Annotated in this window: 23 protein-coding genes and 2 pseudogenes; 16 read left to right on the top strand and 9 right to left on the bottom strand. The window is 39.2% G+C overall.

Annotated elements, in window-relative coordinates:
* Together TVG_RS04080 and TVG_RS04075 are read right to left on the bottom strand one after the other, a co-directional pair.
* Complete coding sequence (locus TVG_RS04080) at window positions 1-180, bottom strand: DUF1059 domain-containing protein (RefSeq protein ID WP_010917013.1); 180 nt, start codon at window positions 178-180, stop codon at window positions 1-3.
* A 61-nt stretch (window positions 181-241) separates the two neighbouring features.
* The gene (locus tag TVG_RS04075; protein WP_010917012.1) at window positions 242-1,342 is read right to left on the bottom strand and encodes a hypothetical protein; all 1,101 of its coding nucleotides are present in this window, start codon (window positions 1,340-1,342) and stop codon (window positions 242-244) included.
* Window positions 1,343-1,451: 109 nt separating this feature from the next.
* Here TVG_RS04075 and TVG_RS08120 point away from each other — a divergent pair, with 109 nt between their 5' ends.
* Together TVG_RS08120 and TVG_RS04065 are read left to right on the top strand one after the other, a co-directional pair.
* Window positions 1,452-1,904, top strand: coding sequence for an archaellin/type IV pilin N-terminal domain-containing protein (locus tag TVG_RS08120; protein WP_010917011.1), 453 nt, complete (start codon window positions 1,452-1,454; stop codon window positions 1,902-1,904).
* A 65-nt stretch (window positions 1,905-1,969) separates the two neighbouring features.
* Window positions 1,970-2,992 carry a pyridoxal-phosphate dependent enzyme gene (locus TVG_RS04065; RefSeq protein WP_010917010.1) on the top strand — a complete coding sequence of 341 codons (1,023 nt, stop codon included), beginning with the start codon at window positions 1,970-1,972 and terminating at the stop codon, window positions 2,990-2,992.
* Here the strand turns inward: TVG_RS04065 and TVG_RS04060 are convergent.
* Window positions 2,964-3,335 carry a winged helix-turn-helix domain-containing protein gene (locus TVG_RS04060; protein ID WP_048053985.1) on the bottom strand — a complete coding sequence of 124 codons (372 nt, stop codon included), beginning with the start codon at window positions 3,333-3,335 and terminating at the stop codon, window positions 2,964-2,966. The two genes, TVG_RS04065 and TVG_RS04060, sit on opposite strands and share 29 nt — an antisense overlap.
* Window positions 3,336-3,396: 61 nt before the next feature.
* A complete protein-coding gene (locus tag TVG_RS04055; RefSeq protein WP_010917009.1) occupies window positions 3,397-3,885 on the bottom strand; it encodes a MogA/MoaB family molybdenum cofactor biosynthesis protein in 489 nt (162 codons plus the stop codon).
* Between the two features lie 199 nt (window positions 3,886-4,084).
* Here TVG_RS04055 and tnpA point away from each other — a divergent pair.
* Window positions 4,085-4,497 (top strand): annotated as a pseudogene (tnpA, locus tag TVG_RS04050) (IS200/IS605 family transposase).
* A 103-nt stretch (window positions 4,498-4,600) separates the two neighbouring features.
* Window positions 4,601-5,053: a cyclic pyranopterin monophosphate synthase MoaC gene (moaC, locus tag TVG_RS04045; RefSeq protein ID WP_010917007.1), complete on the top strand. Its 453-nt coding sequence runs from the start codon at window positions 4,601-4,603 to the stop codon at window positions 5,051-5,053.
* Between the two features lies 1 nt (window position 5,054).
* On the opposite strand, the gene TVG_RS04040 is transcribed toward moaC, so the two are convergent.
* Window positions 5,055-5,897: a DMT family transporter gene (locus tag TVG_RS04040; protein ID WP_010917006.1), complete on the bottom strand. Its 843-nt coding sequence runs from the start codon at window positions 5,895-5,897 to the stop codon at window positions 5,055-5,057.
* Window positions 5,898-6,015: 118 nt separating this feature from the next.
* Between TVG_RS04040 and TVG_RS04035 the strand changes: the two genes are divergently transcribed.
* Genes TVG_RS04035 through TVG_RS04020 form a run of 4 tightly spaced genes read left to right on the top strand, consistent with a single transcriptional unit; the run spans window position 6,016 to window position 9,251 of the window.
* A complete protein-coding gene (locus TVG_RS04035) occupies window positions 6,016-7,719 on the top strand; it encodes a succinate dehydrogenase/fumarate reductase flavoprotein subunit (protein ID WP_010917005.1) in 1,704 nt (567 codons plus the stop codon).
* A 9-nt stretch (window positions 7,720-7,728) separates the two neighbouring features.
* Entirely contained in the window at window positions 7,729-8,451 is a 723-nt protein-coding gene (locus TVG_RS04030) for a succinate dehydrogenase iron-sulfur subunit (protein ID WP_010917004.1), read from the top strand.
* A gap of 6 nt (window positions 8,452-8,457) precedes the next feature.
* A complete protein-coding gene (locus tag TVG_RS04025; protein ID WP_010917003.1) occupies window positions 8,458-8,880 on the top strand; it encodes a succinate dehydrogenase in 423 nt (140 codons plus the stop codon).
* Complete coding sequence (locus TVG_RS04020) at window positions 8,880-9,251, top strand: succinate dehydrogenase hydrophobic membrane anchor subunit (protein ID WP_010917002.1); 372 nt, start codon at window positions 8,880-8,882, stop codon at window positions 9,249-9,251. Before TVG_RS04025 ends, TVG_RS04020 begins: the two co-directional genes overlap by 1 nt.
* A gap of 32 nt (window positions 9,252-9,283) precedes the next feature.
* On the opposite strand, the gene TVG_RS04015 is transcribed toward TVG_RS04020, so the two are convergent.
* Both TVG_RS04015 and TVG_RS04010 read right to left on the bottom strand, forming a co-directional pair.
* Entirely contained in the window at window positions 9,284-9,577 is a 294-nt protein-coding gene (locus tag TVG_RS04015; protein WP_048053983.1) for a hypothetical protein, read from the bottom strand.
* A gap of 46 nt (window positions 9,578-9,623) precedes the next feature.
* Window positions 9,624-10,028 carry a CoA-binding protein gene (locus TVG_RS04010; protein WP_010917001.1) on the bottom strand — a complete coding sequence of 135 codons (405 nt, stop codon included), beginning with the start codon at window positions 10,026-10,028 and terminating at the stop codon, window positions 9,624-9,626.
* Between the two features lie 182 nt (window positions 10,029-10,210).
* Between TVG_RS04010 and TVG_RS04005 the strand changes: the two genes are divergently transcribed.
* Entirely contained in the window at window positions 10,211-10,513 is a 303-nt protein-coding gene (locus TVG_RS04005) for a transcription factor S (protein WP_010917000.1), read from the top strand.
* Window positions 10,514-10,581: 68 nt separating this feature from the next.
* Window positions 10,582-11,235: a zinc-ribbon domain-containing protein gene (locus tag TVG_RS04000; protein WP_010916999.1), complete on the top strand. Its 654-nt coding sequence runs from the start codon at window positions 10,582-10,584 to the stop codon at window positions 11,233-11,235.
* 58 nt (window positions 11,236-11,293) lie between these two features.
* Here the strand turns inward: TVG_RS04000 and cpsA are convergent, their stop codons facing one another.
* Window positions 11,294-12,484, bottom strand: a complete 1,191-nt coding sequence (gene cpsA, locus TVG_RS03995) for a carboxypeptidase CpsA (RefSeq protein ID WP_010916998.1) — start codon at window positions 12,482-12,484, stop codon at window positions 11,294-11,296.
* 166 nt (window positions 12,485-12,650) lie between these two features.
* On the opposite strand from cpsA, the gene TVG_RS03990 reads away from it, so the two are divergent.
* The 6 genes from TVG_RS03990 to TVG_RS03965 are packed head-to-tail and all read left to right on the top strand — an operon-like array spanning window position 12,651 to window position 18,887.
* Window positions 12,651-15,308 carry an ATP-dependent helicase gene (locus TVG_RS03990; protein ID WP_010916997.1) on the top strand — a complete coding sequence of 886 codons (2,658 nt, stop codon included), beginning with the start codon at window positions 12,651-12,653 and terminating at the stop codon, window positions 15,306-15,308.
* A gap of 35 nt (window positions 15,309-15,343) precedes the next feature.
* A complete protein-coding gene (locus TVG_RS03985) occupies window positions 15,344-15,706 on the top strand; it encodes a dihydroneopterin aldolase family protein (protein ID WP_010916996.1) in 363 nt (120 codons plus the stop codon).
* Window positions 15,703-16,248, top strand: coding sequence for an NTPase (locus TVG_RS03980; protein WP_010916995.1), 546 nt, complete (start codon window positions 15,703-15,705; stop codon window positions 16,246-16,248). The genes TVG_RS03985 and TVG_RS03980 overlap by 4 nt, the downstream gene beginning before the upstream one ends.
* Window positions 16,245-17,273: a tRNA (guanine(26)-N(2))-dimethyltransferase gene (locus tag TVG_RS03975; RefSeq protein WP_010916994.1), complete on the top strand. Its 1,029-nt coding sequence runs from the start codon at window positions 16,245-16,247 to the stop codon at window positions 17,271-17,273. The genes TVG_RS03980 and TVG_RS03975 overlap by 4 nt, the downstream gene beginning before the upstream one ends.
* Before the next feature lie 46 nt (window positions 17,274-17,319).
* Window positions 17,320-18,129 (top strand): UbiA family prenyltransferase, encoded by an 810-nt coding sequence (locus TVG_RS03970; protein WP_010916993.1) that lies wholly within the window; start codon window positions 17,320-17,322, stop codon window positions 18,127-18,129.
* Window positions 18,129-18,887 carry a phosphoglycerol geranylgeranyltransferase gene (locus tag TVG_RS03965; protein WP_010916992.1) on the top strand — a complete coding sequence of 253 codons (759 nt, stop codon included), beginning with the start codon at window positions 18,129-18,131 and terminating at the stop codon, window positions 18,885-18,887. Before TVG_RS03970 ends, TVG_RS03965 begins: the two co-directional genes overlap by 1 nt.
* Before the next feature lie 2 nt (window positions 18,888-18,889).
* Here the strand turns inward: TVG_RS03965 and TVG_RS08980 are convergent.
* Window positions 18,890-19,126, bottom strand: a pseudogene (locus tag TVG_RS08980) (MFS transporter); the annotation flags it as partial.
* Window positions 19,127-19,312 lie beyond the last annotated feature (186 nt).

Below are 19,312 nucleotides of genomic sequence, written 5' to 3'. Positions count from 1 at the left end.
CTATTTCTTTTCCTTAATAACTGAAAGAACTTTGTCCCTAACTTCATCTGTAAAATCATAAATCCCATGGGCATACCTGAGATGCATCTTAACCATAGGCGGTATGTCCTCCTTTCGTTCCTCCTCAAGGGTATAGCTGCAATCAAAACCGTAATCACGGCATCTGAAAACATAAGACATAATACCGTATGTAGCTAAGGAATATGAACCTTTTTTCACTATCTAAAAAACTTTCTTTAACTTATTGTGTACCTATATCAGTAGGCTCGTAAAAATGATCGTGCAGGCGCCCATATATATCTACCTTAACGTTAAATGGCCCTACATCCTCCGGTGCTAAGACATGATGGCAGTGATCACATTCTAGAGACATATCCTCTTTAACGTGAAATACAACCCCGCCACACTCGGGACAAACGCTCCTTATAAATAGGTCAGATGGGCCAAGCATCGGAATTTGAACAGGCTCTCTCTTAACTTCTTCTTTCTGCTTCTGAGATTTCTGAACAGTATGTCTTGCTTCATTTTCTACGAACATATAATATATGCCTACAGAGGCCCAGGCGAATAGATACAATGTGAACAGAAGAGAGTACAGAGGATAAGTATGGACGAGCACACTTAGGTAACTTACCATGCTAATTATGAAATTTCCAAGAAACGCTCTTAGAAAACCAAACTTAACGTATATTATAGTCATAATTATGGAAGAAACATAGATGGATATGGTATAGAAGATGTTTTGACCTAACAATATGTAAATTATAGAAGAATAGGTTGCAGATATAATAGCTATGGCGCCAATTATATTCCAATTAAGTCCTGATGAATTCAGCATTATGCGGGGTTTTTTTGCTACTATCGCATATATACCGAGCATAACAGTTATTGGTATAGCCTGAAAAAGTATAGTGTCAAATATTACAGAAACTGAATAATAGTAAACCTGTTGGAACTGAGGATAGGAATTGATTGAGGTTATACCGTAGGATGGGTATATGCTTGAAATTATAAAAGATAGGAGAAGATCAAAGAATACATATATTGAAAGATACCAGAAAAACTTGTTTCCACCGATTTTGGAGAAAGATGTTGTCTTATCAGCATTGAATTTTCGCAAAGATATTATTGATATCAGAAGCACTATTATCGAAATTATCGTAAATGTATAGATTTCTAAAGAATTTACCTTAAAAGATAAAAGCGCATAATACGCCGATGGCATCTCAGCTATAATGCTTGCCTTGTAGATTATATCCGGTAAGTAATAAATAAGAACCCCTATTGACAGGACGATCGAAAACAGTCCAAATACCAATCCAGGTATATCCCTGCGATCCATCTATAACATAAACCTAAGTATAATATTAGATATTTACTTGTTGATCCTTAACCGAAAAATTGAAACAACGTGAAAATGTTTATACAGGCTTTAAAAATAGTATGATGCTATGGAAGACAAGGCAGTGTCACCTATTATTGCTACTATACTTCTGATAGCAATAACTGTGGCCCTGGCTGCAACATTTTACACGGAAGTTACACCGTATTTTACAGAAGCTCAATACTATACTCCTCAGGCAGTTACAGATGTAATGAACGTAAGCAATGGATCTTCCTTTTCATACGACATCTACATACAATTTTTCCCAGCAAATCTGACCGCTTCCCAGGTAGAAATTTCACTTCATGTTGGTTCCAGTTACGAATACATTAATCTAAAAATGTTATCGCCTTTTGGGAAAACTACTCTTAACAATGGAAGCATCACGATATCCCAATATCCAAGCGCCGGCTATTTTACGCAGGGTCTCATATTCGTGATAAATAGTACGCTGCCTCTACATTCAATAATCTTCGTAGACTTAAAAACATCCTCTTCGATCAATACAGTTAGCATTTAAACAGTCTTTTTTGAACTTAAATGACAATTAGCTATATTTTTATGTAAATTTATCTATTACCATAGATGCCTTGTATAGTTAGATGCATAAGGTGCGGTAATGTAAGAAAAAACGAAGAATTGCGGTGCCCTGTATGCGGGAATCTATATGAAATATATCCTGACTTTAAGTTTCAAGACGACTATGAAAAAAATTTCCCATACATAAAGAAATGGGTTTCTCTCGGAGAAGTTGAGACTCCTATCGTCAATTACGGCGAAGTCAAGTTCAAGATTGATTACTACCAGCCTACATTTTCATATAAAGACAGGGGGAGCAAAGTTCTGATCTCACACATAAGGGATATTACGCCATCGCAGAATATTTCAACTATATCTGAAGATTCATCAGGGAATGCTGGTGCATCTATTGCAGCTTATGGAGCGGCAGCCGGTCTTAAAGTAAAGGTTTACGTGCCTAAGACTGTATCCGGCCAAAAGTTTAAACAGATTCTTGTCTACGGAGCCGAAGCTGTTAAAATAGATGGCAATCGTGAAGACGTACAGATAGCCGCCGAAAATTCTGGATATTACTATGCAAGCCATGTGCTAAGACCGGAATTTAGGGATGGAATACGTTCCCTCGCATATGAAATTTTTATGCAGACCGAAAAAATGCCAGATCATATTTTCATACCAGTTTCCGCTGGCACCTTGCTTATTGGGCTTTACTCAGGATTCGAACACCTATTCAGGTCTGGAGAAATAGAGAAAATACCCAATATCGTGGCAGTTCAAGCCGAAGCTGTATCTCCGGTTTGTGCCAAACTAAACGGAGAACAATTTGATGAAAATTCTAATGCGACATCCATAGCAGATGCTCTAGTATCGAAAAAGCCAATCTTATTGGAAAAGATGCTGTCTATACTAAGAGAGAATGGAAAATGCATAAGAGTAAGCGACAACGAAATAATCGAAGCCAGAAAAGAATTGGCGTTGAAAGGCATTTACGCCGAATACAGCTCATCCACAGTATTTGCAGCTTATAAAAAGAAAAAATTAGAAAATAGCCTACTTGTACTTACTGGGGCGGGGCTGAAGAACGATTGACGTTCTTTTTTTGTTTCATTTCCTTTAATCTTAACTCTTCATCTCTAACTCTAATAGCCTGAGCTACAAACTCACCCTCACTTGTAAGTACAATTTTTTCTCCTAGCCTCTCCTTATCTTCCAAGGCGAATCCGTAGTCCATAAGGTTTTTAAGGACTGATTCCGGATCTTTAAGACCTGTTTCATTTTTGATTCTATATAACGGGATCTTTCCACCATGTGTCTTTAAGAAAAGTAAAAGAGATACTTCATCTTGGCTCATATCGTAATTATTCTCAAGCTTACCTTTAATAACGGGTTTATTGAAAGGTGTTCCCTTTACTAAAACTTTCGACTCTGCCATGGCACTCACCTGTATATTTCATACATAAATATATTTTATTCGACAAGGTATGAATGTGTTATCATTCTTTCGTTATCTCATGAAAGACATGGTCCAGAATATCGAGTATAAGTGAGGCACCAATGGGCTGTGCAGATGGGGCCCCAGGAAGCGAAAATATAGGTTTTCCGTAGACAATGAACATGCCAGCACCAGATAGGTAGGAGAAAACCCCGGCATCAGACTCTCCCATTCTCCTAAATAGTTCACCAAATCCTGGAATCTCCTTATCAGCTATCCTCCTAAGAGTGTTTGTTGTTACATCATATTTACTTATTCCTGTACCACCATTAAGGACAAATGCATCAAAATCATCCCATTTTGAAAATATTGCGGAAAGTATTCTGACAGGATCGTCACGTACTACTTCTCTTGATATGTTATGAAATCCAAGCTTTTCCTCCAATATCTTCCCTGATTCATCATTGTTTATGTTTCTAGTGCTTGAAACTGTAACCACTTTTATACGAAGTTTCCTATGCACATCAGAATGGTGCGTATCCTGAGTCATAGTATGTTAATGCTCGATTGATGCTTATATGTTTTCTTTATACATTCGAAAATTGTATCTTCGTGACTTCAGCTTAGAAAACCATTGTTAACAGTTTAAATATGCATTACAAGAGAATATAGCAAGAAAGCTCTGATCTTGAGTGAGGAGATGAATTGCAAAGGGCCTACGTATTGGTTTGATATATTATCTTTTATATATGGAGATAAGAAAAAGAGAGAAACAGGATCATCATGGAGAACACATGGTGTATAGCTGGCAAGACACGTGATATTTTGTCCTAAATACAGGAGAAACATTCTAGTCCATCCTATTGATTAAAGTTTGAAATAGCTCATTCTTGGGAAGCAGAGTGCATATGGATAAAATTTGCTAGAAATGGAAATTATGCAAGACAATGTGTATCTTATTCTCGATGTTAATCCAAAGATGGGCGTATATTACGTTGTGAACAGGATCAAAGGATACGTTTCATACACTCTTCGAGTGGAATTTCATGAGCTAAGAAGGAAGCTATCTACTTTGTGGATACATTCAAAATTCATTTCCTCTGTGGGTTCAGTAACCCTTGATGCTGTAAAAAAATACATAGAGGAGCATAAAGGAAAATGATTTTGACAAAAGTGTGGTCAGCCTAGTCCTTCAGGGCAGGAATGGAGTCAGATTTTTCAAATAAATATTTTTAATCTGTCCTTGTTCAAGAAACCTTAAATCTGTGATTGACTTTGATGGGAATATGATCAACATATCTAGAAAAGACGTAGTTGCAAGAAAAGCTACGGCGGTGGGAAGAATATACCTGCGTAAAGAAACAATAACTGCAATTAAAAATAATCAGGTAAAAAAAGGGAATGTCATAGAAATAAGCAGGGCCGTTGGAACTATGTACGCCAAAAATACGTTCCTTCAGATACCATACTGTCATAATATTCCTATTGAAGGTGTAGATGTTGACTTTTCCTTGGGTGAGAATTACGTAGAAGTAACTTGTTCTACGACAACTAGTTATAAGACCGGGATCGAGATGGAGGCAATAAATTGCGTAAATGGTGCTCTTCTCAACATTTGGGATATGGTAAAATACCTTGAGAAGGATGAGACAGGCAATTATCCAGAAACAAGGATAGAAGGGGTTCACGTAATTAAAAAGACGAAGAGCCAAGAGTAATTTATCCAGAAGTTTCCCTTACTATAGAAATACCTCCCTTTAACCTGGAAACAAATATTCCCGTGAACATTATTATTACGCCTGCAATTGCAAGACCCGATGGAATTTCGTGACTCAAAATTACGCCCAGAATAGTGGTAAAGATTGGGACTGCGAAGGCAAGAACTGTTATTCTGTTGACTGCGCTTATTTTGACCATAAAGTTCCATAGTATAAATTGGAGCGCTCCGCCGAGAGTAGCCATCCAAATCACGTCTACTGCAAAGGAAAGAGAAAAGTTGTGGCTTGGGTCAAGTGGAACCAGGGCAAATAGAAATAGTGATCCTATTAAGAACTGCATAGCGTTGGTTGAAAACGGATCTTCTTCCTTCAATTTTCTGTAAAACACTGTGAAAGATGCCCAAAAGACTGCGTTGGATATAGTAAGAACTGCTCCGAAAATGGTGAAGCCCTTCATAAGAGGTATTCCATAGATAATGACTCCGGTAAATCCTATTACAATACCAATTATTTCCACTTTCGATGGCCTCTCCGACACCATGAGGAAAGCTATCGGAAGAGAGAAGATAGGCATAGAGTAACTTAGAACAGCAGATTCAGCTGGTGAAACATAGAGAAGCCCGTAAGCCCAAAAAGCCGTACTCGTAGAAGTCATAATGGCCAGCAAAATAATGTTCTTAGTTATTCGAAGCTTTTTAGCAAACGGAAGCAAGATAAGCCCAGACAAAAGGTACCTAATTCCCATGAATAACGAAGGAGATACCTGTTCTACACCGTTCTTCGCAAAATAATACGAAAAAGATGTGAATATTACATAAGGGATCAGGTATTTTATCTCCTTCATTCTTTGCGGAATACAAGCTGCTTTAATTAATGTTATCTTATTGTCTGCTTTCTTTCACGTTCAATGATAAGCAAAAAAATTTATCCGTTTCACCGATACTATTTTTGGTGTATTTAAAGTGGAGAAGATAAAAGAGGATGTCATCGTTCTTGGTGGTGGAATGGCTGGCCTTAGAGCTGCCGTTGCTGCCGCAGAGTACAACAAAAATATCTCCGTTGGAGTTGTTTCAAAGTTGTATCCACTCCGATCACATTCAGTGTCTGCAGAAGGAGGCACAAGCGCAGTACTAAATCCAAAGGATAGTTTTGATCTGCACGCCTATGATACCATAAAAGGCTCAGATTATCTAGCTGACCAAGATGCAGTAGAGGAGTTCGTCAGGCTCGTACCAGAACAAATATATACCACTGATCATTGGGGATGCCCCTGGAGCAGAAATCCTGACGGTACTATTTCCCAAAGGGATTTTGGTGCCCTGAGTTTTCCTCGGGCTACATTTGCAGCAGATAAGACCGGCTTTCACGTTATGCAAACACTTTTCAGCAGGGCCCTCAGGTACGAAAATATTCATTTCTATAATGAATATTTTGCAACCTCAATGTTCCTTGACAATGGCCGCATGAATTCCTTAACTACCATAAACTTGAGAACAGGAGATTTCGTAGTATTTCAGAGTAAAGCCTTTATTTTCGCCGCAGGAGGCGCTGGAAGGCTTTATCAATTTAGTACTTACGCACATTCTGTTTCCGGTGACGGCGACGCCATCGCCTACAGGGCCGGAATACCTCTAAAAGATATGGAATTTATTCAATTCCATCCCACAGGCCTTGTCCCGTCAGGCATATTGATTACCGAAGGGGCAAGGGCAGATGGCGGTTATCTCCTAAATGGTGAAAATAAGAGGTTCATGCAAGCTTACGCCCCAAATAAGCTAGAAAAAGCCTCAAGGGACGTTGTCTCAAGGGCGATAATGTGGGAAATTGAAGCCGGAAGAGGTGTTAAAGGAGAATATGGAGACATGGAGTATGTCTGGCTTGACCTAAGGCACATGGCTGATGTGCTTGATGAGCGCCTTCCTATGATAACTGAAATAGCGAAGAAATTCAATGGGATAGATGCACATACTGAACTAATACCAGTCCATCCTGCAACTCACTACACAATGGGCGGTATAGATTCAAATGTCAGGACCACCACAGATTACAGCGGTATATTTGCTGCTGGAGAAAATGCATGCGTTAGCATACACGGAGCGAACAGATTAGGATCAAACTCTACTAACGAATGCCTTGCCTTAGGGAACGTGGCAGGAGTTTCTGCGGCAAAATATGCAATGGAACACGATATCCCCGATCTCGTAGTTTCAAATGTTGAGAATGAAGAGAAAAGGATATGGGATGATCTATTGAAGAGAAATGGAGGAGAAAACGTAGCGAAGATAAGGGAAGATCTCCGTATCAATATGGACAAAAATGTAGGTATTTTCAGAGATGAAAACGGCTTAAATACGTCCTTGAAGAATATAAAACAGCTAAAGGAAAGGTATAATAACATATCAATACAGGACAAATCAAGCACCTTCAACATGGAATTGGAATGGGCGCTCGAAGTTGGTTTTATGCTCGATATAGCTGAAGTAATAACAACTGGCGCACTACTTAGAAAGGAGAGCAGAGGAGCCCATTACCGTAAGGATTATCCGAACAGAGACGACGAAAACTACTTAAAGCACACAATAGCTACCTATACGAAGGACGGACCGAGGATAACATATAAGCCAGTCGTGATAACAAAATGGCAGCCAACTGTCAGGACGTATTGAGGTGATTCGATGTCGGATGAATTTGAGTTTGAAATTAAAAGAAAGGATGGCTCGGGAAAGACTTATTTCCAAAAGTACAATGTTCCAAAAGACAAAGTTTCTACCGTTCTGGAGGGTCTACTCTACATCAAGGAAAATCTAGATCAGACCCTATCCTTTAGATACTCCTGCAGGATGGAGATTTGCGGAAGCTGCGGGATGGAGATACAGGGAAAGCCACGTATGGCGTGCTCCACAATAATAGAGGATTTGAAGAGCGATAAGATAAGGATAGAGCCATTGAAACACTATAAGGTAATAAGAGATCTTGTTGTTGACATTGACCCATTCTTTGACAAATACAAGGAAGTAAAACCGTACGTGATTAGAGACGACGATGGAAAGTACGATAAGGAATTGTCCCAGACTCCTGAACAATTCCATGAATATGCAAATTACGCTATGTGCATTAAATGCGGTTTGTGCATGGCTGCATGTCCTATCGAAGGTTCTGATCCGTCTTATCTTGGGCCTGCACCACTAGCTGCCGCTTGGAGATACATAGCTGATAACAGGGACAAAGGCGCAAAATACAGGGTAGAAGTAGTCGATGGAGAGAACGGGACTGCACGCTGCCATTTTGCAGGTGAGTGCACTGAGGTCTGTCCTAAGGGTGTAAATCCATCCTTCGCTATTCAGAAGCTTAGAAAGACCGCTCTAAAGATTGAACTTGCAAGTATATTTGGGAGGTAGATTAAATTGGTTGAAGCAAATAAGGAAATTAGAGAAGGTATATGGTCATGGGCCAAGTTTTACAGAAAGGGTTGGGACTACTTTGCTTTCACTATGCACAGAATTTCCGGTATAGTTATACTGTTTTATCTATATCTGCACTACATTGTTCTATCGAATCTCCTTCACCCTGGCCCTAACGGCATAGACTACAACAAGATAGTAACTTCGATTACCGTGGGTCCATATGACAGTTTTCTTGTACTCGATTTCCTACTCGCGTTAGTCATATTTTACCATGGAGCCAACGGTGTGAGGCTTGCGTTGAACGAGTTTGGTATCGGCCTGAACAAGAATAAAGCTCTGTTCATAATCTTCGAAGTTATTTCAATGATACTTCTTGGACTCTTCGACTATTATGCTCTTCAGTTCGCGGGGGTGAAGTTCTGATGGAAAAAAGTTCTAAGGTAAGATACGGGGCACTGAACAGATTTGTACAGGCAGCTACTGGCCTCTTCCTCGTGTTCTTCCTCGGTGTGCATCTCTATGTTGCACATATAAACTTTGGAAATCCTGTTGCCCTCTTTGGGTCAGTTGTAAATCAGCTCCATAATCCGTGGTGGCTAGCATTCTTTTTAATATTCGTATACATCGTTACTTACCATGGCATAAATGGTCTTTCCCACGTAATTGACGATACGAGCATAAGCGATAAATCAAAGAAATACATAGGGATAGCACTAATGGTGATATACGTTATAACAATAATTTATGGAACAATACTTGCTGTTCTTGTATCAAGGATGACTTTTCCAACATAAACTATTTTAAATTTTAATATTTTTTTATAATATTAATCTCCAAAAATGAAGCCCATGCCACTTTCAGCATTTTCATTTTCATTTTTTATCGCATGATGTATTTTTTCCGCTTCTTCTGCGTTTACTTCCTTCAAACTATCAGGCTTCAGTTCTTTGAGTTTCTTAACAATGTCTTCGTTTCCTTCCAGCATTAATATGTTTCCTGATAGCCCGTATGCAGCACCATCTTTCTTTACAACAGTCAACCTTGAAACAGTATCGTTCTTGAGGAATTCCTCAGCATCCTTTTCATTTGCTTTCTCGTATGTGTATACGACATAGACCATGGATAATCAATATGAAATTACTTCATTAATAATAAGGGATCGCATTTTATCTCTGACTATTGGCCAGTTTGATGTGTTCCTTCATCATGCATTTGTCCATGACCACATTAATGCCGTGTTTTTCGGCTAATTGCCTTGCCTCTTCATTTACTACGCCCTCTTGCATCCAGATGACTTTAGGCGAAACCTTCAAAGCATCGTCTACTACTTCAAGTACCGCCTCTGGTTTCCTGAACACATCTACGATCTCGACTTTATCCTCTATAGCAGATACTGAAGGATAAGCCTTTAAGCCTTCCCATGAAGAGAGATTAGGATTTACAGGAATCACTCTAAACCCGTGTTCCATTAAGTATTTGGCTACTCTGTAGCTGTCCTTTTCAGGATTTGATGAAATGCCTACAACTGCAACGTTCTTGTAATGTGTTAATATATCCACTATTTGATCCATAAATGCATATTCAAAAATCAATATTGAAATCCTTTGTCACTAGGATCTAGACAGTAAATTTTTGATTATTTTGTCTTGAAAGGATCTGCGAAAAAAACGTAGACCAGAAAATAATCATGAAATTAATTTCATAGGGATTATTAAAATATCATTTAAATAGGAATTTGCAATCATCTCTATCTATGTTTTGCCCCAAATGTGGAAGTCTGATGACTCCTGTAAACGGCAGATATGTATGCCCTTCATGTGGGTATGAAGTTTCAAAGAAAAAGGAAGATCTCAAGATAGTGAATAAAAGCAACGATAAGGAAACTATAATGATCCGAGAAGAAGTATCAGCTGAGCCACTAGATTCAGATGCAATTTGTCCACGCTGCCACCATAAAGGAGCAAGATATGTACTCAAGCAAACAAGATCGGCTGATGAGCCAGAAACAAAATTCTATACCTGTGAAGAATGTGGATATCGTTGGAGGGAATACTGATCTTCGACAAAATTAGTCTTTAAATTAAAATAAGAAATGTTTATATGTATTCTTTACTAACATAAGCGATGCCAGTATACGATCCAGACGAACACGAACTTCTGCAAGAGAAATCAAGCATGACAAGAGGGGGAGAGCAGTACTTTAAGGGTACACTTTACCTCACAGATAAGAGGCTAATATACGAAGAAAAGGGTCATAGGGGACTCATTCATGCTCATCCCTCTAAAATTCTTCTAGATCTTCCGCTGTACTTGGTGGTAAATATATCGATCGCAGTACCTAAGATCAAGTTAGGGACTAAAAAGACCCTTTCAGTCGAGTTTACCACCGAAAAAGGTGATGATAGAGCAACTTTTGTTTTGAAAGACCCAGGTAAATGGCAGTCTGAAATGATGAGATGGACGACTGATGCTAAACGTAGACATGAGCAAGAAGAAAAAATTAAGTCCGAAGAGGAAAAGAGAAGGGAAATAGAGCTAGCAAGGGCAAAGGCGCCTACGGCGAATATAGGTATGTATATAAACGCAGGCAAAAAGGAAGGTGCTGAAAACCAAAATAAGAATTTCATAGAAACTACTTTTAGTGAAATAAATCCGGAAAGACTCGAAAAGGGAGAAGAAACCAAAGCGCTTCCTAAAACGAAAAGATGCCCTAACTGCGGAAAAGATATACCTATTGATTCAGTATACTGCCCGTATTGCGGCTTTAAGCAGCCTTAGGATCTATTCGATACTCCAAAGAGTGCATGTACAGTAATAAAATATTATAATAGCGGGATTATTTTTTACCCGCAAAATGCATTGCCACAAGTACATGCGATAGTGCACCATACTTCAAATAATCCTCGTCCACAGTAAATTTAGAGCTGTGGTTTGGATATATTATGCCCTTCTTTTCATTTCTAGTCCCGAGGAAATAATATGTGCCAGGTGCTCTTTGCAGAAATCTTGATACATCTTCTCCCCCGAGAAGAGGTTTTGTTTCCATCGTTTTCATCCCCTTTATGCTCGAGAGTATACTTTTAACTTCTTCGGTTATTGCTGGGTCGTTATAGGTCACAGGATATGCATTCTCTATAAATGAAACATCAGCCTTGGCTCCAAATGCACCTGCTACAGCCTCAGCGGTGTTCGATATCTTCTTCTTCATATCAGCCCGAACGTCTTCGTCTAATGTCCTCAGGGTGCCTTCTAATAAGGCGTTATCCGGTATAATGTTATCCTTTGTTCCAGAGTGTACAGAACAAACAGATATTACCAAAGGATCCCTTTGATCCACATTCCTCGATCGCATTCCGTACAAAGCCTGTATTATCTGGGAAGATACGAATATGGGATCTACTGTATCCCATGGGGCTGATCCATGGCCGCCTCTTCCGTGAACCTCTATCTTGAATGAGTCAGGCGCAGCCATTATCGGACCTCCCCTTATGGCAAAGTATCCAGCCGGGAAATCGCCGAGCACGTGTAAGCCAAACACATGGTCTACGTGCGGGTTTTCTAATGCTCCATCTTCTATCATCGGCAAAGCTCCACCCCTGCCGCCATCTTCCTCGGCAGGCTGGAACAAGAACTTTACGTTGCCGTCTAGTTCATCCCCATGCTTGGAAAGGACATATGCAGCACCTATCAACATAGCGACGTGGGAATCGTGACCGCACGCATGCATAACCCCACTGTTCTTTGACGCAAACGGCAATCCGGTCTGTTCTTGTACTGGCAAAGCGTCCATGTCTGCTCTCAGTCCTATCGTCACGTTGCCCTTTTTACCCCTTAGAAGCCCTACAACACCAGTCCCACCAACGTTTTCACGAACCTCTATGCCAAAGCTCCTAAGTGTATCAGCAACTAACTTGGCAGTTCTAACCTCTTTATACGAAAGTTCGGGATGTTCATGTAGATCTCTCCTTATCTCTATCATCCTTTCGTTAAATTCGTCGATTTCTTTTTCAAAGGCCGCATGATCCATGCATCGGTTAGCAAAGGGTTTCATATAAAATTTTCATATCGTTCGCATATAATATCAGGATACGCACATGCTAACAGTATTCAATTAATTCGCATATATTTGTTAAAGCAGGCAATTGAATTTTATGCAGCAATCTTTTTTTAGAAGTAACGATTGATCTATCTAGATGGAGACAACACTTGTATCTGCAGGTCCTGGTACAGGAAAAACAACTAGCCTCTCCAGTAAATACGTCAGTCTAGTAAAATCTGGCGTTGATCAAAATGATATACTCTGCCTAACGTTTACAAACAAGGCCGTTGATAATATGAGGGAAGCAATTCTAAAAACTGCCCAAAGGGAAGGTGTAGAACTAGAATTACACAAACTTAATGTCCATACATTCCATAGCTTTGCTTTTCACTTTGTAAAAAATTTAGGTTATAGAGATATTATAAACCACAATTTTTTGAGAAAGCTAATCTATGATTATCTTACAAATAACCATGTCTTTAACTACGATAGATCGTACATAATTGATAGAATGGTTCCGAGCATAGAAAATGCAATAAGATACGTGAAAAGCTATAACATAGGCCGTATCGAAGATCCACAGAATATTTTGAATTCCGTCCGTGAGGACATGGATCGTGTCATTAAAGAGAAAAAGATAGATAAATTAACATTGGATCAAGCTGAAATATTTATGACTCATTTCATAAATATAATAAATTTATATGAACAGGAAAAAGAAAACCGAAAGGTTATAGATTACAACGATATGCTTATCAAATTCATCAATCTTTCTGAAAAACCACATTACAAATACGTATTAATCGACGAGTTGCAGGATGTCTCAGATCTTGAGGCTAAGATTGCCGGATCAGTTGCAGAAAATATCTATGCAGTAGGGGATAAAAAACAATCGATATTTGGTTTCCAAGGTGGTGGTTTCTCAAATTTCATATCTAATTTCCCGAATCACCAACTCAAATACTTAACAGAAGATCACAGGAACGGAAAAGCAATATTAAAATATGCCAAGGAATTTTTTAAAAAAAGTACTAAGGGCGGCCTTGATGAGGATCTTGAGAAGTTGACAAGCGTAAGGGATCATGATGGATACGTCGAAGTAATTGAAGGCTCTTATTCTGATATCCTAAGCGTTTTGGATAGATTTCCGAGAGGGTCTGTTGGGATAATAGCTAGGACAAATGCACAAGTTATCAATATATCAAAAGTCCTAGATTCACATGGGATTAAATATTCATCGAGCGCAACTTCGTCAAATAGCGAAATGGCGAAAAATGATGTATTAGATTTTCTCCGTATGATACTTTTTGACGATGATGATTTTTTAATTAAAGGTCTTTTTACACCTTTTAGTGGATTGTCAATTGCAGAAGCCTATAATATAAAGGAAAGCGTTGAAAGCGGCAACTCGAGTCTTCTAAATTTCACTACGTTAAATTCCATAAAGAAAAAATTTAGTGTAAGCGGTATCAAGGAACTCCTTCAAATATTCGAAAACGTAGTACTCCCTGTAGCAGTATCTTTAGGCTCTGACTATTATGGGACAGCTAAGAGGATTTACATGAACTTGCAGGAATACCTCTATATGTATGGAATAAATGACAGGCAAGATCTTCTTAATTATTTAGAAGTGTGCGATCAAGAACTGACGGAATCTTCGAATACTGAAAGGATCTCTGTATTAACAGTGCATAAGGCAAAAGGTCTCGAATTTGATCATGTAATTTATCTTCCAAAGACTACTAGGGATAATTTTAGCGTTGTAGATCTTTGTGCCTATGAACTTATAAGGGAAAAAACTAAAAGAGATATATCGACAGAACTTGAAGACGAAGATACAAGGGTAGATTTTGTAGCTATAACTAGGCCGGTACATACGTTAATAATTATAACTGACCATTTGGAAAGATATGCCAACAAATATGCGATTAAATCGGGAAAACCAACAGCACCTTCGACTGAACATTACTCCATTACTAGTGTAGATCCAAACATAGAAGCTTATTCAGCCTTCATCAACGGCAGGTTTGATCAGGCTATTAACGCTCTAGATAGATATGCTTGGATAAGGAACCTTATACGCGATAATATGAAGAAAAACAACGTTATTTCATTCTCTCTTTTGCAGAGCTTGCAAGATCCGTTTCAATTCCTAAAGGAGCACATCCTTGGATTGAAGTACAAAGTGCCAGCAATGAAGCAAGGTTCGGAGATACACACACTCGCCGAACTTTTGTTCAAAAAGGAATCAACAGAGTTAGAAATTCCACCGAATTATCGACCCCAATATGATAATATACTGAAGGTCATTGATGATATGCAGAAGAGGTACGGTGCAGTGCAAATATCGGCGGAGGAAGAGGTGACTTTACCTGGACAATATTTGCTGCCAGAGGCTAAATCGTTTATCCTATATGGAAAGCTGGACGCAGTTTTTCAGTCCGGGGACTACTATTACATAGTTGATTATAAAACAGATAAAACCACGACTCGGCAGAAAGAACACACGAAACAGCTTCATTTTTACAAAACCATATACAGCAAAAGCCAATCTTTAGACCGATCAAAAATTAAGACTCTAATAGCATACATATCATTAAGAACACCAGTAAATACGGGTAAAGTTGATTATCGTTTGGAGGAAGTCGATAATCCAAATAGCATAAATCTGGAAGAAGAGATAAGAAAATACATAACATTCACGGAGGATCCAGATAAGTTTATAGAGTATTTACTCAATTTCAACCGGGTAAACCATAATGTGGATGATTCATTGGTTGCCAGGATACTCGGATATCTAAAACACAGATAAGAATTATTTATCTATATTTATGTTATTACTGTGAGATGAAGGATCCAGCCGCCCATTATTTTAAATGTACCTCAAGGGAAAGAGCCATATTTGAAGCAGGAATAAAGTTGGGGACAGTATATCACCAGTACGTCGGCATCCCGCTGAACCAGTCCAATATATCTTCGTTAGAGAAGGCCATTAGAGATAGCATAATGGTTCAGCCATTTGTTGTCGAAGCTGAGGTTAAGATAGATCCGAATGTAAATAATAAAAAACCTGGGGTTTACAAATACTTAACGCTTTCTGGTGAAATGCTTGACGTAATGGTAAAAGTCGATTATGAAGGCTCTGTGGTGAAGGCAAGGCTGAGGTATGTTCCGGAGATGGATTATCCTCTGATGTATATTGAGGAATGATCGAAATGGCAATAAAAATTGGAATTACTGGACCTGTGGGTTCGATAAAGGCCGAAGCGCTTCAAAAAATCATAGGCATGCTCCAAAACGACGGTTTGAACGTTCAAGGTGTGCTAATATCTAAGGTATCGGACGACGGCAAGCTCACTGGCTACACCATAGAAGATATTCTTACAAAGAAAAAAGTACAGTTCTGTGATGAGAAGTTTGTATCGAGGGTAAAAATAGACAAGCTAGGCGTTGACACTAGACTTCTTGAAGAGATTCTTATACCCAGTTTGCAAAAGGCCAGGGAAAGCGCAGACGTAATTATAATAGATGAAGTAGGGAAGCTCGAGAATACAACTAAAAAAATACACTCAGAAATAGAAGAGACACTAAAATGTGGAAAGCCGCTTATCGTGACACTACACAAGAGATCAAGGAATCCAGTGCTCCAGGAAATAAAGAGCCTGGAAGGTGTAAGAGTATTTGATATAACGCCAATAAACAAGAACATACTCCCATTCAAAGTTATGCACGTTTTGAAGGGCGAAGAATGAGAATAACTGAAGGCAGTGCCGTAATAGAAGTCCCGGAGGCTTACTCTGGGCCCGGCAGAAGATCTCCAGGTTTTTACAACGCTGACCAAGTGCTCAATAGAGACTTAACCATAGATCTAATCAACGAATTTGGAGTTGAAAAGGTCTTAGACGGGTTCGGCGGTTCAGGTGTTAGGGGAATACGTATATCCCTTGAGACGAAAGCAAAGGTTGTGATAGCTGAAATTTCACCCAGTTCCTGCGAAATAATAAAACAAAATATTGCTATAAACAACGCCGAAGCTGATCTTATCCACGATAATTTCCAGTGCGTCTCTTCCCATATCGCCTTCGATTACATTGATGTTGATCCATACGGATCTCCTGTGCCTTATCTAGATGCCGCTATAATGAATGTAAGAAAAGGAGGATACCTTGGGATCACTGCCACTGACCAATCTACACTTACCGGATCCACACTAAATAAAACAAGGAGAAGGTATGGCGCCTATATAGTCAACGACATATATAGGCACGAAATGGGCATCCGAACACTTATAGGGTATATCGCGAGAAGAGCTGCTGCATTTGACAGATACATAGAACCGCAATTGTCCATATGGAACCATCATTATTATAGGGTTTTCGTAAAAGTGGGAAAAGGCGTTAATGGGGCAGACAAAATGATTGAAAATATTGGATATTTAAACAAGCACACTACGATCGATAATTCGTTCAAAGATGTAAATGAAGGCCCTGTATGGCTATCCAATCTTAATAACGCAGAACTCTTGGAAAAGATAAGAGATCCAAGGGTGAGCAAAAAGATAGAGATGATAAAGCATGATAATAGGCTGCTCTTCGTTGACCTGACAGATATTGCAAGGAAAACATCGCTAAGCCTACCGCCACTAGCCAAAGTAATGGATGAAATAATGAAACACGGATACGAGGCGCATAGGACATCATTTTCGCCAACTGGCATAAAAACTGACTGCCCTTATGCTGAAGTATCTGAAATATTGAAGGCCTATGCGAAGCGATAGTTCGATTAGCAAGAATAATATATCTGCTAGAGCTTATTCCCTCAGGATGAGCAGATTTTCCATCGTGAGGCCGGTAAACGGCTTCATGGGTTTCATATCCACGTACATATCCGCTTTTATAGCTATTGGATATGCTGTTACGAGCCATCTCCTGCCCGTTACATTGGCAGCTTTTTCAGTTTTTCTTGTGACGTCTGGAGGCAATATAATTAATGATATAGTAGATATCGATGTGGATAGGGTCAACCACCCGAATAGGCCATTGGTAACTGGTGAAATAAGAGTTTCCAGCGCAAAATTTATTGCATCTGCAATGTTCGCAGTTGCAATTGTTCTCTCTCTGTTAATATCGTTTATTGCAACAGGCATAGTGGTTTTGGCTATCATGCTGCTCATATTTTACGAGTTATACTTTAAGAAGACTGGCCTACCAGGGAACACGGTTATAAGCCTGCTTATTGGGCTTATTTTCGTGTTCGGCGGTATTTCAGTTTCATCCTATGGAAAGATGATCTTTCTCTTCGTTCTTGCCTTTACGTCAAATATGTCCCGTGAGATAATAAAAGACGTTGAGGACGTAAACGGAGATAAGGACAGAATAACTTTTCCTAAAAAATATGGAGTAAAAAAAGCGCTACTAGTATCTGATATTATCATAGGTGTACTGATTTTAGTATCATTTATACCATATCTATTGAAAATACTCTCAATTTACTACCTTTACGTTGTTATAGTCGCTGATGCTATATTCATTTTATCAGGTATTTTTTCAAGCCGCAACCCATCTATAGGCCAGAAAGTCTCAAAGTATGCAATGATAGTTGGTATGGCTTCATTCCTTGCGGGTGCATTTTAATGACTATACTGAAGCAGATGATGAGAAAGCTAAAAAATGAAAAAATACACATGACATTGATAGATCCCGCAGCTAAATCACCTGATGAATCGGCAAAAATAGCTAAGGAAGCAGAGATGGCTGGGACCGACTTCATAATGGTAGGCGGCTCTACTGACATAGACGAAAGGCTTATGGATCAAACAGTTTCAGCTATAAAGGAGAATACTAACCTCAAGGTCATCCTTTTTCCTGGATCATCGAACATGATATCGAGACACGCAGACGCAATATTCTTCATGAGCCTTTTAAATTCTTCCGACAGAGAGTTTATAGTGGGCCATCAGGTAAAAGCATCAAAATTCCTTTCGCTTTTGGGCATAGAAAAAATACCTATGGCTTACCTCGTCTTCTCCCCAGGAATGACCGTTGGCCGTGTTGGGAAGGCAAACCTCATTGATAGTTTTGATCGCGAGACGGCCTTGTCTTATAGTCTAGCAGCTCAATATATGGGTTTCAAACTTATATACTTTGAAGCTGGAAGCGGAGCTCCGAGGCCTGTCAGTGAGGATACGATATCTTATGTTAAATCAAAGATAAATATACCACTCATAGTTGGTGGCGGAATAAGAGACCCTGAAACTGCAATGAGGATAGCCCTAGCAGGAGCCGACATGATAGTTACTGGAAGCATCGCTGAAAAAAGCAACAACGTTTACTCTGTACTCAGGAACATTATAGGAAAAATAAAAAGCATTGAAATAAAAAATTCGGTTTAAATTCATTGCGGAATATGCACTGCTTCATTATATCCGTATATCTCTGGCAGTATCGTGATGGCTGCAATTAGACCTATCAGCGGAAATATTGCTGTGAAGAGAGTTGCGTACCCTTTACCTATGGCTTCGAACAGAGACGGGAAGAGGAATATTGATAGAAATGTTGGAAGCTTGACGAATACGTATGCAAAACCGCTTGCAGTAGCCTTGTACTTCGAAGGTGCAACGATGGAAGGTATTCTGACTTCCTCTTCGCCCTAAAGGTAGGGATTCCCTTAGAGCGGTTCATTGGCTTGTAAATCAGGTATTAAACGGCTTGGTTTCTCGTTGTCTCGCTCACTATATCGGGATACTTGTAAAAAGTTATGGGGCTTTACCACAATAATATATCTATACTGAACCTCGTAAAATAAAATGATGTACTT

The sequence above is a fragment of the Thermoplasma volcanium GSS1 genome (assembly GCF_000011185.1).
Taxonomy (GTDB): domain Archaea; phylum Thermoplasmatota; class Thermoplasmata; order Thermoplasmatales; family Thermoplasmataceae; genus Thermoplasma; species Thermoplasma volcanium.
Note: the sequence above shows the minus strand (reverse complement) of the source record. Positions and strands in the feature narration are given on the sequence as shown.

Coding starts and splice junctions, on each gene's coding strand:
- TVG_RS04080 (WP_010917013.1), bottom strand. CDS start 180: ATGTCTTATGTTTTCAGATGCCGTGATTACGGTTTTGATTGCAGCTAT.
- TVG_RS04075 (WP_010917012.1), bottom strand. CDS start 1,342: ATGGATCGCAGGGATATACCTGGATTGGTATTTGGACTGTTTTCGATC.
- TVG_RS08120 (WP_010917011.1), top strand. CDS start 1,452: ATGGAAGACAAGGCAGTGTCACCTATTATTGCTACTATACTTCTGATA.
- TVG_RS04065 (WP_010917010.1), top strand. CDS start 1,970: ATGCCTTGTATAGTTAGATGCATAAGGTGCGGTAATGTAAGAAAAAAC.
- TVG_RS04060 (WP_048053985.1), bottom strand. CDS start 3,335: ATGGCAGAGTCGAAAGTTTTAGTAAAGGGAACACCTTTCAATAAACCC.
- TVG_RS04055 (WP_010917009.1), bottom strand. CDS start 3,885: ATGACTCAGGATACGCACCATTCTGATGTGCATAGGAAACTTCGTATA.
- TVG_RS04040 (WP_010917006.1), bottom strand. CDS start 5,897: ATGAAGGAGATAAAATACCTGATCCCTTATGTAATATTCACATCTTTT.
- TVG_RS04030 (WP_010917004.1), top strand. CDS start 7,729: ATGTCGGATGAATTTGAGTTTGAAATTAAAAGAAAGGATGGCTCGGGA.
- TVG_RS04020 (WP_010917002.1), top strand. CDS start 8,880: ATGGAAAAAAGTTCTAAGGTAAGATACGGGGCACTGAACAGATTTGTA.
- TVG_RS04015 (WP_048053983.1), bottom strand. CDS start 9,577: ATGGTCTATGTCGTATACACATACGAGAAAGCAAATGAAAAGGATGCT.
- TVG_RS04010 (WP_010917001.1), bottom strand. CDS start 10,028: ATGGATCAAATAGTGGATATATTAACACATTACAAGAACGTTGCAGTT.
- TVG_RS04005 (WP_010917000.1), top strand. CDS start 10,211: ATGTTTTGCCCCAAATGTGGAAGTCTGATGACTCCTGTAAACGGCAGA.
- TVG_RS04000 (WP_010916999.1), top strand. CDS start 10,582: ATGCCAGTATACGATCCAGACGAACACGAACTTCTGCAAGAGAAATCA.
- cpsA (WP_010916998.1), bottom strand. CDS start 12,484: ATGGATCATGCGGCCTTTGAAAAAGAAATCGACGAATTTAACGAAAGG.
- TVG_RS03990 (WP_010916997.1), top strand. CDS start 12,651: ATGGAGACAACACTTGTATCTGCAGGTCCTGGTACAGGAAAAACAACT.
- TVG_RS03985 (WP_010916996.1), top strand. CDS start 15,344: ATGAAGGATCCAGCCGCCCATTATTTTAAATGTACCTCAAGGGAAAGA.
- TVG_RS03980 (WP_010916995.1), top strand. CDS start 15,703: ATGATCGAAATGGCAATAAAAATTGGAATTACTGGACCTGTGGGTTCG.
- TVG_RS03975 (WP_010916994.1), top strand. CDS start 16,245: ATGAGAATAACTGAAGGCAGTGCCGTAATAGAAGTCCCGGAGGCTTAC.
- TVG_RS03970 (WP_010916993.1), top strand. CDS start 17,320: ATGAGCAGATTTTCCATCGTGAGGCCGGTAAACGGCTTCATGGGTTTC.
- TVG_RS03965 (WP_010916992.1), top strand. CDS start 18,129: ATGACTATACTGAAGCAGATGATGAGAAAGCTAAAAAATGAAAAAATA.